Genomic DNA, 13,771 nt, shown 5'->3' with positions numbered 1-13,771 from the left:
TCTATACTAACTATTGCATTCATTAAATGTTATTAAATCAGATCAAATTAATCGGAAAAATTTCATATCGATGTTTTCTTATCGAGAGAGGCGGAGGGACAGGCCCGATGAAGCCCGGCAACCGACTCCAGCGTGTAATTGCTTAACGCAGTGACGCTTGGAGTGACATGGTGCTAATTCCTTCAAAGCTACAGGATACCCCTTGGCTTTGACAGATGAGAAAAGGCGTTGACTTTTACGTAAAGAGGGCCCTTTTTGATTCTACAAAAAGAGGCTCTTTTCTTTTGGGTAAATAGATATGAAGCTACGGAAAAAGGAGGATTATCGGATTGATTGAGCTCAAGCAATTGACGAAGCAGTACGGAAAAGCCGGAACCTTAACCACTGCGTTGTCCGAATTGGATTTGTCGATTGAAAAAGGAGAAATTTTCGGAGTGATCGGACACTCCGGTGCAGGTAAAAGTACATTGATCCGTTGTATCAATTTGTTGGAGCGTCCCACCTCGGGCGAGGTGTGGGTGAATGGTAAGAACTTAACGTCGCTTGGCAAGAAGCAGCTTCAGACGGAACGCCGCAAAATCGGCATGATTTTTCAGCACTTTAACCTGTTATCTTCCGCGACGGTGTACGATAACATTGCGTTTCCGCTGCGTCTGATCAAGACGCCGAAGGCTGAAATGGAACGCAAGGTATCCGAACTGTTGGCTTTGGTCGGCTTGGAGGCGCATCGGGACAAATACCCGTCCCAGCTATCAGGCGGTCAGAAGCAGCGGGTCGGCATAGCCAGAGCGCTCGCAAGCGATCCCGAAGTGCTGCTGTGTGACGAGGCCACTTCAGCGCTAGACCCGCAGACGACCGATTCGATCCTGCGCCTGCTGCTGGACATTAATAAAAAGTTTCATTTGACGATCGTGCTGATTACCCATGAGATGCATGTGATTCAGAGCATATGCGACCGGGTCGCCGTCATTCATCAGGGTGGCATTGTGGAGCAAGGGCCGGTAACGGAAGTGTTCCTGAAGCCGAAGCATGAAGTGACCCAGGAATTTATCCGCCAGGAGATGGACAGCGGCGAAGCGCTGCGGCTGGCCATTCAGGGCCAGGCGAACGGACCTTCAAAGGCGGTGCAGATTACGTTTCTTGGATCGAAAACGTACGAATCGATTCTGTCCCATACCGTCCATGAGACGGGCGTGAATTTTGCAATTCTGCAGGGCACGATCTCCACGATCAAAGAAACGCCGTATGGCCAGCTCATCGTTCGTTTCGAAGGGGAAGAGCGTGCCATCGAAGATACGATCCGGAAGCTGCTGGAACAAGGATTAGACGTGGAGGTGATTCATTAATGTTCGGGCTTGATTTTACCCAGATCGACTGGAAAGAGATATGGACGGCAACATTGGATACCCTTCGGATGCTGGGGGCTTCGGCATTGTTCAGTTTCATCATCGGACTGCCGGTTGGCGTGCTGCTCTACATGGCTGCAAGATCTACATCCGGTTTGGTGCGCTTCGGTTACACGATCCTGTCGTTCATTGTGAACATCCTGCGTTCGGTTCCATTCATTATTCTGATCGTTGCGATGATCCCGATTACGAAGTCGCTCGTAGGTGTTTCGTATGGCGTGCTGGGAACCATTCCGCCGCTCGTGATCGGCGCTGCGCCATTCTTCGCCAGGCTCGTAGAAACGGCTTTGAATGAAGTGGATAAAGGCGTGATTGAGGCGGCTCATGCCATGGGCTCCTCGACAAGCCAAATCGTATGGAGGGTTCTCCTCCCGGAGGCACGTCCGGGCCTACTGGCGGGGATGACCATCACGATTGTAACCCTGGTATCTTATACCGCGATGTCCGGTCAAGTCGGGGGCGGCGGATTAGGGGATTTGGCCATCAAGTATGGCTATTACCGTTATGAGACCGAGATCATGATTCTGGCCGTTGTGTTGATGATCGTGCTGGTACAGCTGCTGCAAATGGCAGGAGATCGCCTAGTGCGGCATTTTACAAGAAAATAACGGGATTGATGAGGCTTCAAGGAAGACAACATATAAATAATATATTTTTCGGAGGGAGAGTTTTAGAATGAAAAAATGGACATTAGCATTGATCAGCTTGACCCTGGTTACGGTGCTGGCTGCATGCGGAAGCAAGCCTGCGGATAACGCATCCGAGCCAGGGGGAACAACGGGAGGCGGCGGTCAAGAGACCGTAACCTTGAAAGTAGGGGCTTCGCCATCACCGCATGCCAAGATTCTCGAGCATATCAAACCTGCGCTTGAAAAAGAGGGCGTAAACCTGGAAATCGTAGAATTCACGGATTATGTGCTGCCGAATACGCAAGTGGATTCCAAAGAAATCGACGCGAATTTCTTCCAGCACAAGCCTTACCTGGATAACCAAATCAAAGAGCGCAAGCTGGACCTGGAGTCCGTGATTGCCGTTCACGTGGAGCCGCTGGGTGCGTACTCCAAAACCATTACATCTGTGGATGACCTGAAGGATGGAGCGGTTGTAGCCATTCCGAATGATCCTTCTAATGCTGGCCGTGCATTGACGCTGCTGTCCAAGAACGGCGTAATTAAGCTGAATGATGAAACCAAGCTTGAAGCTACCGCCAAGGATATCGTGGAAAATCCGAAGAACCTGGAGTTCAAGGAAGTTGAAGCCGCCATGCTGCCTCGTATGCTGGATGAGCTGGATCTGGCTGTCATCAACACGAACTACGCGCTTGAAGCGGGACTGGACCCAACAAAGGATGCGCTCTTTATCGAAGACAAGGAGAACCCTTATGCCAACCTGCTGGTAGCCCGTCCGGACAACAAGGATTCCGACGCTATTCAAAAATTGGCGAAGGCGCTGACTTCCGAGGACGTGAAGACCTTTATTGAAGAAGAGTACAAAGGTGCTGTCATCCCGGCATTCTAATTCGAGTTCCAAAGCTCGATCATGCTGAATATAAATTCTTCGTATTTTAAGAGAGGGCATTATCCAAAGAGACTTATCGGTCTTGACGGATATGCCCTTTCTTTTTTTGTCTCTACGCCCATCTCTGCCGGGTTGCAAGTTGTTAGGCCTTATCAAATCTTTTATACTGAAGGAAGGATATCCATCTGAGGAGGGAAAGCCTTGAAGGGAAAAGTGGCGCTGATTACAGGCAGTGCGACAGGTTTGGGAAAAATGACGGCTTTGTCATTAGCCCGGCAGGGATGTCATTTGGCTATAAATTATGTAAACAGCAAGGATGAAGCGGAGGCGCTTTCCCGTGAGATTGAGGGGTTTGGCGTGAAATCCATTGCAATTAAAGCCGATATCGCCAGCGAACGTGAGCTGTATTCATTGGTCGATCAGACGGAGGAGCGGCTGGGCGGCATCGATATTCTTGTTAATAATGCGGGACCGTTCATTCGGGAGCGTCGTCTGTTCTCAGAGTACAGCCGCGACGAAATCGTACATATGGTGAATGGCAATTTAACCGGCGTCATGCTGCTGGACCACCGCGTTCTGCCAGCCATGCGGGAGAAAAAGTGGGGACGCATCATCCACTTCGGTTTCGGACATGCCGGAGAAGCCCGCGCGTGGCCTCAACGTTCAGCCTACGCGGCTGCCAAGGTGGGCCTGGTTTCCTTTACGAAGACGCTTGCGGTGGAAGAAGCACCGTATGGAATCACCGTGAATATGATATGTCCGGGGGACATCCGCGGAGCAAATAAAGAGAAGACCATCGATGAAGTGTCAGGCATTCAAGATGGGCTGACCCCGCGCGGACGATCGGGAAGCGGGGAAGACGTTGCGAGAGTGATCGAATACTTATGCCTGGATAAGTCGGATTTCATTACCGGCAATATTATGGATATATCCGGCGGACTGGACCCGATCCGCCCGTTGATTAAACCGGAATAACATATCATTCTTTAAATAGCTCCACAAAGTGGAGCCTATGCTTCCGATGCTTATTCCAAATACTTTGAGGGGACCCCAAAACATATAAATGCGATTAAAGAATTGCTTACGCTTCGCTGAAAACTTATACATTCTTTAATCTCAAAAAAAAGAGTCTTGATTCCACGAGGGAACCAAGACTCTTTATAGTTAAAGAAGATTTAGAATACTTGAACTACTTCTTGAATGCCTTCTACTTCTTCAACCAGGGCGCGTTCAATCCCTGCCTTCAGAGTAATGGTGGAGCTAGGGCAGCTGCCGCATGCACCCATCAATTTCAGCTTAACGATGCCGTCTTCAACGTCAACCAGTTCCACGTCACCGCCGTCGCGCTGCAGGAACGGACGAAGTTTATCAAGCACTTCAGCCACTTCATCATATACAGTGGTTTGCGTGTTTTCACTCATCTTGTTCAACTCCTTTCCTCCCTATATTATAGTACATAAACCGGCAAAATAAAATGCCAATCTTAAGGCAGGTCTTATAACAATGTCCATTATCATTGAGTTTTGCACAAGCAATTCCTATTTCGGCACGGATAAAGTTCTGCAGACGCTTGAAGCCGAGTACGATTGTCAAGTGATCGAATACGGCTGTCTGACCAGCTGCGGCCAGTGCTACCTGATGCCCTTCGCTTATGTGGATGGCGAATGGGTCGAGGCCCCTACGGCTGAAGAGCTGCTTGACGTTGTCAAAGCTAGGCTCGAAAGCTTTCAGGACAGCGAAGAGGAAAGCTGACGCTGGATACCTGGCATATTCCGTAAGGAGCAACAAAGCGTCTGCAACCTGCTGGGAGCTAGTAGTGACGCTTGGATTTCCAGAGAACACCGCTCTTCAATATCCTTGGTACCCGGCCCAGCACCGAAGTGCTGCCCATGAGTCCAAAGCCTGCATGTTTGCCGAGGGAGCCGAGGGTTCCCTTGAGCTTCAGCGGAGATACCTTTGGCGTATCCTCACGCCATATAGCTTTCATGACATGTCCCACTTGCTCGGCTTGAGCCCCGGCCGCTTGCGCGCTCGGGACGAACGGGAGGCTGGCGCAGTCGCCGATCACATATACTTCCGGATGGGACGGAACCTGATACCACTCGTTCAGCAGAATGCGTCCGCTGCGGTCTTTTGGCAGATCGAGATCCTGTACGACCTTTACGGGCTGAATGCCCGCCGTCCATACAGCCAAGTCGGTTGCGATAGGCACATCCAGATTGTACACGGCGTCCTTCTCGACTCGGGATACGGAAACACCGCTGTGGATATCCACATGGTGTTCCTCAAACCAGCGATGAATATAAGCAGACAAACGGTTAGGAAAAGAAGAAAGTACCCGCTGTCCCCGGTCCAAGATGGCGATATTAAGGTCAGGCCGGCTTTCACGAAGATCGGCAGCGAGTTCGATGCCGCTTAAGCCTCCGCCAATGATATGAACATGACCATAAGGTCTGAGGTTGTTCAGGTGCAAATAGGTTTCCCGGGATGCAGAGAAAGATTGCAGGCTGAACGTGAATTCTTCAGCGCCCGGTACGCCATGATAACGGTCCGTACATCCCAGAGCAATGGCGAGTTGATCGTATTCCACGGGATCGTTGTTCGTCAGGTTAACAAGCCTCTTCTCCAGATCAATGGATGTGACTTCACCATATACAATTTGGAGGCGGTCATACACCGGGAATTTAACACGAACGGCGGTATCGGCCACGGTGCCTGCTGCCAGCGCGTAATATTCGGTTTTGAGTCCTTGGTACGGCATGCGGTCGATGAGCACGACCTCCACGTCCGGAGGAAGATAGCTGCTGAATAATTCTTGAATTAGGGCAAGACCACCATAGCCTCCGCCGAGAATGACGAGCTTTTTCATAAATTTCTTCCTTTCTCAAGAGATAAGAAGGTGAGCGCCGATTCGCAAGAAAAACGCCGCTGGAAGCGGCTTAGGTTACCCACGCTATATTATCTCTTTAACCTGTTTTCCGTTTTTTGGAACGTCTCTCGTTTGCTTAAATCCCTGCTGATAAGACTTATTCGTAAACCTTGATCTCGTTGTAGAAGGTATCGCGTTCAACCGGAATCCGGCCTGCGCCTTGAATGAGCCAGACGAGCTCTTTGCGTGTCAGCCCTTCCGGTGTTAAAGCTCCTGCAGCATGGCTGATACGTTCTTTCAGGATCGTACCATGGACGTCGGAAGCGCCGAAGCTGAGAGCAACTTGAGTCAATTGCGGCCCGATATTAATGAAGTACGCTTTGATGTGGTCGATATTATCGAGCATCAGACGGCTGATGGCAATGGTTTTCAAATCTTCGTAGGCCGAGTTGCGGCGCATGATGCCTGCATTCTTATTCTTCGGCTGCATGGACAGCGGAATGAATACCATGAATCCATTGGTTTCATCCTGAAGTTCCCGAATTTGCAGCATATGGCGGATCCGGTCCTCATGGCTTTCGATCGATCCGTACAGCATGGTGGTGTGCGTCTTCATACCAAGCTTATGTGCGGTACGGTGAACGTCGAGGTATTGATCCACGTTGGCTTTGTCCACCTTCATCTTCTGACGATATTGGTCAGACAGAATTTCGGCGCCGCCGCCTGTTAAGGATTGGAGACCTGCTTTTTGCAGTTCTTGGAGTACTTCCTTTGTGCTAAGGCCGCTAATCCGAGTGAAGAATTCAATCTCCGCCGCAGTATAGGCTTTCAGAGTTACTTCCGGGAATCGCTCGCTCAATGCCTTCAGGGAATCTACATAGTACTGGAACGGCACATGGTTATTATGTCCGCCAACGATGTGAAATTCACGAATGCCGGGATGAATATGCTGTTCGACATACTCGATCATCTCAGCGCCGGACAGGGTATAGGAGCCTTCCTCACCTTGATCTTTCCGGAAATTGCAAAAAGCGCAGTGGGATTCGCATACATTCGTGAAATAGAGACTCATGTTCTCAATGAAGTAAACTTTTTTCCCGTTCTTGCGCAAATTGGCTTCATTAGCCAGCTGCCCGAGGGTCAGCAGGTCATCGGTTTGATACAAATACACACCGTCTTCAAGATTCAGGCGTTCGCCGCTTTGGACTTTCGCAACGATCTCGGCCATTCTCTGATCGGTAAATGGTGTCACAATTGTGGACATGTTCAATCCTCCTGTTCACACTTGACCTGCATAGAAGATCCAGCAGAAAAAGCGATCATAAAGTGAATCACTCCCGTAAGGGAACGGTCCGTTTATAGTGGTATAACAACAAACACAAACTTCAATAATGGGCTGAATAATTAAATAAGTTTGTGAAAAAATATACAACTGTGGACCAGCCATAACCTTTGCCGCTTTTTAACCGGGGTATGTGACAATTATCCAACAGTTGCCGCCCATGTTCCTTCCCTATTATAAACCTGACCCTTCAGGGTAGCAACACAAATAGAGGAATTGAAAATAGGTTATTGATTACATATCAAAAGCCATCATAACAACCTTGAGCGAATTCGCGAAGAGGAGTATACTTAAAGAGTGAACGAAAAGGAGGGTGACCTATGATTACAATCAGCGACTCAGCTGCAGAACGTTTAAAAGAAATGCTTGCTGAACAGGAAACGCCCAATATGTTCCTTCGACTGGGTGTCACTGCCGGCGGTTGCAGTGGTTTTTCATATGCAATGGGCTTTGACGATAATGAAACGGAAGCTGACGTATATATGGATCTGCAGGATATGAAGGTCGTTGTCGAGAAGGACGATCTGAAATACCTGAACGGCCTGGAAATCGATTTTGAGGAATCCGGCATGACCGGCGGCTTCACCATCCACAATCCGAACGCGACCGTAACTTGCGGCTGCGGTTCGTCATTCCGTACGGCAACGGATGCGGGCAAACCGAACGAAGAGCCTTGCTAATTGGCGTAACCACGCGGTTTTTAATCCGTTGATCTGAACGGAAGCCGTCACGGAAGCCAATGCGCGAACGGACGTTTGGAATTGCGGATAACGGGTCAAAATTGAACGTTATCAATCCCGAATCTTGTACATTAACAATCCTAAAAATGGTGTTTGTGGATTGTGGATCACGACCTCTATTGCGTAGATTTACGCTATGGAGGTCTTTTTTTATGTCATTAAAGAAACGCGAGAGACGTGTACCAAACGGAGCCCGGACGCTGACCGATTACGCCAAACACTACGGGCGGTTAGCGTTTGAGGGTTACAATAAACGAAGACCCCACTAGCACGTTCCTAGTAGGGTATGATTTTTACTTCTCATTAGCATCTGAGGCTATGAACCAAACTCCTAATTCTTTTGATCCCTTAATTGTATATTTGATACCATTTCTTTTAGTCGACTGGTTGATTTGTGAAATGTCAACGCCTTCCGAGAGCAAACCGAGATCTTGAAGCACCCCAGCGCGCTCCTCTGTTGTTAAATCTGGGTTAGTAGAAGCGATCAACAATCCAATGGTTACCAATATATCTGTGCCTGACTGGGCAGTCCCATCCCCAGCACCTACCATCGTCACTTCCCGCACACTTCCATCTGATTTATTAATACTCCCTTGAAGGTAAACATAGTCGCTAATTTTATAAGTAAAGACATCTTGTACCGCGCCATCTTGAACCTTCAATTTTCCAAGTGTCATGTCTATCAAGTTTAGATTCTTGGCTGTAGAATTAAACGCTTTACGGAAACCTTCAACATCCATTCCAATATCGCCTCGTTTTGAGCTTTGCTCAGCTTTCTCTTTGGATTCGGTCTTTTTAGGTGCAGGTACCTTTTTCAGCTCCTCGAAATCTTCACCGCCAAGTGATATGTAAAGTCTTTTTGCTTCTTTGAGGTTTTCCCTTTCAACAGCCGTAACCAATTCATTGAATTTTTCTTTATCTGGTCCAGTTATTTTTTCTGCTTGCTGTTTAAGAACTCCGTTAGCTGATTCAAGTCTTTCCTTGGACATTGTACCTTTTACGGTAAGTTCAATATAAGTCCTTGCTTCACTTAGTAGTATATCTTTATAACTTGCCTGCCATTCTTCATCGGTAGGCTCTGCAATATCCTTCTTTTCTTGGTTATTATCGATGCGTCAACAGTTTTTTTCTCTGAAGCAGTCTCATTTTTTACTACTGGGTTAGTCTTTTCTTCAGACTCATCCATCGAACTGCCTAACGCACCCATTACAATAACGGCTATAATCACCCAAAACCACCATTTTTTATAAACCGGCTTCTTCAACATGATTCCCCCAATTATGTGATAATATGACAAAGATAGTCTATCAGAACTAGGTAATATTTGCTATAGAGGAAATATGCGATTTAGCGGATACTGGCGCTGTTAACAAAAGATCCCGCGAATTGGGATATTGTCTATACAAAAGCTCTGCTATACTGGTATTCACAGAATGGTTATCCTGCGTATAGTACTGGCGGATCTGCAACTTGGGCTGTTAAAAATACTCCACTCGAAACTAATTGGTATGTTGATCTTGAACAATCATGGAGAAATGATAGGCAAGATGGCACTGCAGTAGGACAAGCAGCGTATGGGAGTTTTCATAATTATGATTTTGGTGACCATAATAAAGGAACATGGGTTACTCATAATGTCTATGTTTGGGGAGAAAACAATGCTGGGTTTGACTATGATGCGATTCAGGACATAACTGGTGAAGGCGAACTATTGTTGTGGAGTACAATCGAAATATATTAAGTGAAATTGACCGACTACCTACTATGGGTAGTCGGTTTCTTAAAGTTCATTAAGATGAAGCTAACAGATAACAAGACGATTATAATCCATGTATATCTATATACTCCATTTCCCCCAGAGAAATAAAGAACTACCGGTAACAACCAAACTATAGAAATTAGCATGAGTCCTCTTCTACGTACTATGGCCGAAAAAACTGCCAAACAACCAGGGATAAATAACATAAAGAGTAAGATCGTAATAGTACCCCAATTCAACATTTCGGTAGGGTTGAAAAAACAAACGATAATATAAATCACAACGCTACACAATCCTCCGAAAACTCCTAGCAACTTATCAATAAACATTATCTTCCTCCTCTCTTGAGGTAAAGGAACCTTCTTCCATTCTAATTGATATGTTTTTACAGGTCAGTATAAATTTATGATTTTTAATTTTCACTATTGTACACTATACCTTTGCTTCGGCAAAGAAATACGTGTCCTGTATTTCTGATCCGATCCTTAGTTCGTGTGATTATATCGACTTATGATTATTAGGTTTCCCCTCGTTGTATGAATGAATCAACACTTCAAAGCACAATTTTCTCTTTGACCGAAACATCGCATGAAAAACAGGGAATCCTGCTCATGAGAAATAAGGTGATCGCACGGTTACTCATATTCTTGGTATTAGTAGGATGCGCGGGAGAGAAGAATCTCTTCCATATTGAAGGGACCGTTGAAGAGATAAATCTAAAGGAAGCATGTATTTATGTAGATGGCTTTTGGTTACCGGTAAAAAATGCTGAAACTTATCATGTCGGTGATGTGGTCTTCGCAGAAGTTGAGAGTAAAGCAGAAGGAGACCAATATGACCCCGAGAAAATCACGGTCAATAAAATAAAAATTAGAGAACCATCCAATAAATAAACACGATGGTTAGGCTTCCTTTCCCAAGAACCCCAAAAAAGCAGCCAACTCCGTGTAAAGGGGAGGCTGCTTTTTTGGGGTTCTACCTATCCGTTCAAACCGGAAAGAAGAAGGTATCGTTCAGCATCAGCACAATCATGCCGGCGGCCACAAGCGAAAATACGATGCAGCCCGCTCCGAGCCCTCTGCGCTTATCCTTGATGAACTTGAAGCCCATGACAAAGATAAGAACGGTGATGGCTGCTAGGGCAACCGACATGCCGACAATGGCAATCCAGTACAATATTTCAAACAATGCTGCCAAGGTGACAAAGCCTCCTTTATAGGTATCCATGGTGATGGTTTTATTACGGACAAAGCTCTGTTCTTACTATACGATAGATCCCATCATTTGCAAAGGGAGGCTGCCGTGAGGCCGCAAGAACCCCAATTATTAGGCATACCGTCACGGACAATCATCCAAGACAAAGTGCGGATAGGGGAATAGGATAACGTATGTCATGAATAAAAGGAGGCGAAAGCAGCATGGCGGGAAGACAACTGGCCAGCAAGTGGCTGAAGACGGAAGCGCTGCTGACCGATCCGCAGGTTGCTCCCTACATTCCGGCTACCCAGCCGTATGGAGGGGATACCCTGGTCTCAATGCTGGCCGAACACGAAACGGTCGTGGTCAAGCCGATTGTAGGAACCGGTGGTAACGGAGTCATCCGAATACAGAAGGACGGAACGGGATACTTGGTAACCCATAAGAGGCGTACTGTTCATGTAGATACATTGAATTCCCTGTTATACGTATTGAGCAGAATGAGACTGAGACGGCGCTATATGATACAGCAGGGGATTCATTTGGCTAAAATTCAGGGACGTCCGCTGGATTACCGTGTAAAGGTAGTCAAGGATCGAGGGAGATGGGTATTCCGGGCCATGCTTGGGCGGCTCGCGAGCCCAGGGCTTTTCGTGACGAATATTTGTAAAGGGGGGACGCTGCTTCGTTGTGGTCCTGCACTCCGGCTGTCACTGCCCCATATTAATGCAAGGGAAAAGCGCAATGAAATGCGCCACGTAACCAGACTGTGCATAGCGATACTGGAATCCCATTTTCCAGGGATCGGGGAATTGGGATTTGATTACGGATTAGACAACGAGGGCAAGATTTGGATTTTGGAGGTTAATACAAGACCAGGCTGAATTTTTGTTTAATAATCCCAAATGAAATCGTTTATATGATTTTTTAATAGGGTAATAAAAAAATAACCACAATCTACCGATATTATAATTGATCAATTTTTTTTATAGTAGATTTTCCCCATATCCTGTGTATAACATTTATCCCCATAATCCACTTTGATATGACCCTGTTTTTTACACTTACCAACAAATTATACACAGGATTTCCACAAGAGGTTGTGGATAAGCGAACAGTTGTTCCGTTTTAGCATGTCTGATATGATAGACTCAGGAAATTTGAGGAAGGGGTGTGAGAGGGATGGCTATGTTGACGGATGAGATGCTTCTCGATTCCTATCATATGGCTGTTGAGTTGAAGTTGGAGCGAGAGTTCATCACTCTACTGCTAGCCGAAATTCATAAACGGAACTTGGACACCGATTCCGGCAGCATCCTGCATTAATCAGATTTTTCGTATATAGAATAGATAAATTACGACATGATACGTATATAATGTGGGAGCTTTTAACCAAGTTCTACATATGGTTTGAAGAATAGAAAAGGTATCTTCGATTCCGGGGCGGCGCAACCCCCTCGGAATGAAGATACCTTTTTTTCTATGAATATAGATGTATATGAAGTTAAAATCCTAAATGTCCTTACAATTTCATGTTACTGCTGTGGCCCGGAGCCAATCTGGCTTCAGGATCGAAGTAAACCTTGGCATTGTTCACGGCGGTAGGTGCTTCACCAAATCCAACAGCGATCAGTTTGACCTTGCCCGGATAGGTGGTGATATCGCCGGCTGCAAAAATACCCGGGATACTTGTTTCCATACGGGAATCCACCACAATGGAGTTGCTTTCGATGGCGATGCCCCATTCGGAGATCGGACCGAGGGAGGACACAAACCCGAAATTGACGATGACATCGTCCACTTCAATCTCTTGCGTCTCTTTAGTCTTAATATGCGAAAGCGTAACCTTCGTAATCGTGTCCTCACCGTGTAATTCAGTGATTTCGGTTGGCGTAACGATATTCACCTTCGATGCCATTAGCTGCTCAACGCTATGCTCATGGGCACGGAATTTGTCACGGCGGTGAACCAGTGTAACCTGCTCGGCGATCGGCTCGATCATGAGCGCCCAGTCTACCGCGGAGTCGCCGCCGCCGCTGATGAGAACCTTCTTGCCCTTAAAGCGGCTGAGATCGTTGACAAAATAATGAAGGTTGGTCTTTTCGTATGCTTCTGCCCCTTCAATCTCCAGTCGACGAGGTTGGAACGCTCCTACACCAGCAGTAATGATAACAGCTTTGGCGTGGTGTTCACCCAGATTCGTTTTTACGACAAAATGACGTTCTTCGAGTTTTTCGACAGCCTGTACTTTCTCTTCAAGACGAATGTCCGTTTTAAAGAGCTCCATTTGGGCCGACAGATTATTCACAAGCTCTTGAGCGGTTACTTTCGGAAAGCCTGCTACGTCATAAATATATTTCTCAGGATACAGCGCAGCCAATTGGCCTCCAAGCTGAGGCATGCTCTCGATAAGTTTTACCGAAGCTTGGCGCATTCCGCCGTAAAAAGCAGCAAACATACCTGCAGGTCCGCCACCGATAATCAAAAGATCCGTCATATTGCTGTCTTGTGGCATCGTTGTCATGCGGTAAGCACCTCCATAAAATGAGTTTATATTCGAATCAGACAGACGTTCTTGTCCGGATAAAGCTGATTCAAGAATTCCTTACCTATTATAATCGTCCCGAACCGGCATGAAAAGACGAGAAATGAGTTAAAATACCTAACAATGGAATGGATGCGCTTACTTAGCAAGTAAGGGGATAAATGGCGGAATCATTTGCACATTATATGGCAAAAAAATTCTTGATATTTGCATAGTTTATGCATATGATTAACGTGATAACTTGTGTTCATTACAGGGTAGTCCTATATATTGTCAGCTGGTGCAACAGTAAGGGAAACCTTAGTGTTTCAGCTATGTTTGAACCTTAATGAACCATCAGGTCAAATGATGAAACGGGCTCTGATAAGGGCTCTTCTCTTTTTTTGGATGCAATT

At 46.6% G+C, this 13,771-nt stretch carries 16 protein-coding genes and 1 riboswitch; of the genes, 9 read left to right on the top strand and 7 right to left on the bottom strand.

Translation table 11 applies throughout. The features are described 5' to 3' along the window. The first annotated feature begins 75 nt into the window (after positions 1 to 75). Positions 76 to 222, top strand: a riboswitch (SAM riboswitch). Between the two features lie 107 nt (positions 223 to 329). The 4 genes from PLA01S_RS18625 (at position 330) to PLA01S_RS18610 (ending at position 3,899) form a co-directional block, all read left to right on the top strand. Next, positions 330 to 1,346, top strand: a complete 1,017-nt coding sequence (locus PLA01S_RS18625) for a methionine ABC transporter ATP-binding protein (protein WP_127593495.1) — start codon at positions 330 to 332, stop codon at positions 1,344 to 1,346. Further along, on the top strand, positions 1,346 to 2,014 hold the full coding sequence (locus PLA01S_RS18620) for a methionine ABC transporter permease (protein ID WP_076324846.1): 669 nt from the start codon (positions 1,346 to 1,348) through the stop codon (positions 2,012 to 2,014). Before PLA01S_RS18625 ends, PLA01S_RS18620 begins: the two co-directional genes overlap by 1 nt. A gap of 67 nt (positions 2,015 to 2,081) precedes the next feature. Then, positions 2,082 to 2,924 (top strand): MetQ/NlpA family ABC transporter substrate-binding protein, encoded by an 843-nt coding sequence (locus PLA01S_RS18615; protein WP_127593494.1) that lies wholly within the window; start codon positions 2,082 to 2,084, stop codon positions 2,922 to 2,924. A gap of 201 nt (positions 2,925 to 3,125) precedes the next feature. After that, positions 3,126 to 3,899 (top strand): SDR family oxidoreductase, encoded by a 774-nt coding sequence (locus PLA01S_RS18610; protein ID WP_127593493.1) that lies wholly within the window; start codon positions 3,126 to 3,128, stop codon positions 3,897 to 3,899. 200 nt (positions 3,900 to 4,099) lie between these two features. On the opposite strand, the gene PLA01S_RS18605 is transcribed toward PLA01S_RS18610, so the two are convergent. Beyond that, a complete protein-coding gene (locus PLA01S_RS18605) occupies positions 4,100 to 4,345 on the bottom strand; it encodes a NifU family protein (RefSeq protein WP_006212609.1) in 246 nt (81 codons plus the stop codon). Positions 4,346 to 4,427: 82 nt separating this feature from the next. Between PLA01S_RS18605 and PLA01S_RS18600 the strand changes: the two genes are divergently transcribed. Then, entirely contained in the window at positions 4,428 to 4,676 is a 249-nt protein-coding gene (locus PLA01S_RS18600; protein WP_100539232.1) for a YuzB family protein, read from the top strand. Between the two features lie 58 nt (positions 4,677 to 4,734). Here the strand turns inward: PLA01S_RS18600 and PLA01S_RS18595 are convergent, their stop codons facing one another. Together PLA01S_RS18595 and mqnE are read right to left on the bottom strand one after the other, a co-directional pair. Continuing rightward, a complete protein-coding gene (locus PLA01S_RS18595) occupies positions 4,735 to 5,793 on the bottom strand; it encodes an NAD(P)/FAD-dependent oxidoreductase (protein ID WP_127593492.1) in 1,059 nt (352 codons plus the stop codon). A 157-nt stretch (positions 5,794 to 5,950) separates the two neighbouring features. Beyond that, a complete protein-coding gene (gene mqnE / locus PLA01S_RS18590) occupies positions 5,951 to 7,057 on the bottom strand; it encodes an aminofutalosine synthase MqnE (protein WP_100539230.1) in 1,107 nt (368 codons plus the stop codon). A gap of 398 nt (positions 7,058 to 7,455) precedes the next feature. Between mqnE and PLA01S_RS18585 the strand changes: the two genes are divergently transcribed. Continuing rightward, positions 7,456 to 7,815, top strand: coding sequence for a HesB/IscA family protein (locus PLA01S_RS18585; protein WP_076324840.1), 360 nt, complete (start codon positions 7,456 to 7,458; stop codon positions 7,813 to 7,815). Positions 7,816 to 8,168: 353 nt separating this feature from the next. Here the strand turns inward: PLA01S_RS18585 and PLA01S_RS18580 are convergent, their stop codons facing one another. Both PLA01S_RS18580 and PLA01S_RS18575 read right to left on the bottom strand, forming a co-directional pair. Further along, entirely contained in the window at positions 8,169 to 8,864 is a 696-nt protein-coding gene (locus PLA01S_RS18580) for a hypothetical protein (RefSeq protein ID WP_127593491.1), read from the bottom strand. Between the two features lie 41 nt (positions 8,865 to 8,905). Further along, entirely contained in the window at positions 8,906 to 9,139 is a 234-nt protein-coding gene (locus PLA01S_RS18575; RefSeq protein ID WP_164817465.1) for a hypothetical protein, read from the bottom strand. Between the two features lie 1,031 nt (positions 9,140 to 10,170). On the opposite strand from PLA01S_RS18575, the gene PLA01S_RS18570 reads away from it, so the two are divergent. After that, a complete protein-coding gene (locus PLA01S_RS18570) occupies positions 10,171 to 10,527 on the top strand; it encodes a hypothetical protein (protein WP_127593489.1) in 357 nt (118 codons plus the stop codon). Positions 10,528 to 10,621: 94 nt separating this feature from the next. Here PLA01S_RS18570 and PLA01S_RS18565 read toward each other — a convergent pair whose 3' ends face one another. Further along, entirely contained in the window at positions 10,622 to 10,831 is a 210-nt protein-coding gene (locus PLA01S_RS18565) for a hypothetical protein (protein WP_071222401.1), read from the bottom strand. 221 nt (positions 10,832 to 11,052) lie between these two features. Between PLA01S_RS18565 and PLA01S_RS18560 the strand changes: the two genes are divergently transcribed. Both PLA01S_RS18560 and PLA01S_RS18555 read left to right on the top strand, forming a co-directional pair. After that, entirely contained in the window at positions 11,053 to 11,715 is a 663-nt protein-coding gene (locus PLA01S_RS18560) for a YheC/YheD family protein (protein ID WP_127593488.1), read from the top strand. 298 nt (positions 11,716 to 12,013) lie between these two features. Next, complete coding sequence (locus PLA01S_RS18555; protein WP_006212600.1) at positions 12,014 to 12,157, top strand: sporulation histidine kinase inhibitor Sda; 144 nt, start codon at positions 12,014 to 12,016, stop codon at positions 12,155 to 12,157. Positions 12,158 to 12,353: 196 nt separating this feature from the next. Here the strand turns inward: PLA01S_RS18555 and PLA01S_RS18550 are convergent, their stop codons facing one another. Then, positions 12,354 to 13,355: an NAD(P)/FAD-dependent oxidoreductase gene (locus tag PLA01S_RS18550; RefSeq protein ID WP_127593487.1), complete on the bottom strand. Its 1,002-nt coding sequence runs from the start codon at positions 13,353 to 13,355 to the stop codon at positions 12,354 to 12,356. Positions 13,356 to 13,771: the final 416 nt, after the last annotated feature.

The sequence above is a fragment of the Paenibacillus lautus NBRC 15380 genome (assembly GCF_004000945.1).
GTDB classification, from domain to species: Bacteria; Bacillota; Bacilli; order Paenibacillales; family Paenibacillaceae; genus Paenibacillus_AQ; species Paenibacillus_AQ lautus.
Note: the sequence above shows the minus strand (reverse complement) of the source record. Positions and strands in the feature narration are given on the sequence as shown.

Excerpts from the sequence above, each read along its gene's own strand:
- PLA01S_RS18620 (WP_076324846.1), top strand. The coding sequence starts at position 1,346 with ATGTTCGGGCTTGATTTTACCCAGATCGACTGGAAAGAGATATGGACG.
- PLA01S_RS18615 (WP_127593494.1), top strand. The coding sequence starts at position 2,082 with ATGAAAAAATGGACATTAGCATTGATCAGCTTGACCCTGGTTACGGTG.
- PLA01S_RS18605 (WP_006212609.1), bottom strand. The coding sequence starts at position 4,345 with ATGAGTGAAAACACGCAAACCACTGTATATGATGAAGTGGCTGAAGTG.
- PLA01S_RS18600 (WP_100539232.1), top strand. The coding sequence starts at position 4,428 with ATGTCCATTATCATTGAGTTTTGCACAAGCAATTCCTATTTCGGCACG.
- PLA01S_RS18595 (WP_127593492.1), bottom strand. The coding sequence starts at position 5,793 with ATGAAAAAGCTCGTCATTCTCGGCGGAGGCTATGGTGGTCTTGCCCTA.
- mqnE (WP_100539230.1), bottom strand. The coding sequence starts at position 7,057 with ATGTCCACAATTGTGACACCATTTACCGATCAGAGAATGGCCGAGATC.
- PLA01S_RS18585 (WP_076324840.1), top strand. The coding sequence starts at position 7,456 with ATGATTACAATCAGCGACTCAGCTGCAGAACGTTTAAAAGAAATGCTT.
- PLA01S_RS18580 (WP_127593491.1), bottom strand. The coding sequence starts at position 8,864 with ATGTCCAAGGAAAGACTTGAATCAGCTAACGGAGTTCTTAAACAGCAA.
- PLA01S_RS18570 (WP_127593489.1), top strand. The coding sequence starts at position 10,171 with ATGAATGAATCAACACTTCAAAGCACAATTTTCTCTTTGACCGAAACA.
- PLA01S_RS18560 (WP_127593488.1), top strand. The coding sequence starts at position 11,053 with ATGGCGGGAAGACAACTGGCCAGCAAGTGGCTGAAGACGGAAGCGCTG.
- PLA01S_RS18555 (WP_006212600.1), top strand. The coding sequence starts at position 12,014 with ATGGCTATGTTGACGGATGAGATGCTTCTCGATTCCTATCATATGGCT.
- PLA01S_RS18550 (WP_127593487.1), bottom strand. The coding sequence starts at position 13,355 with ATGACAACGATGCCACAAGACAGCAATATGACGGATCTTTTGATTATC.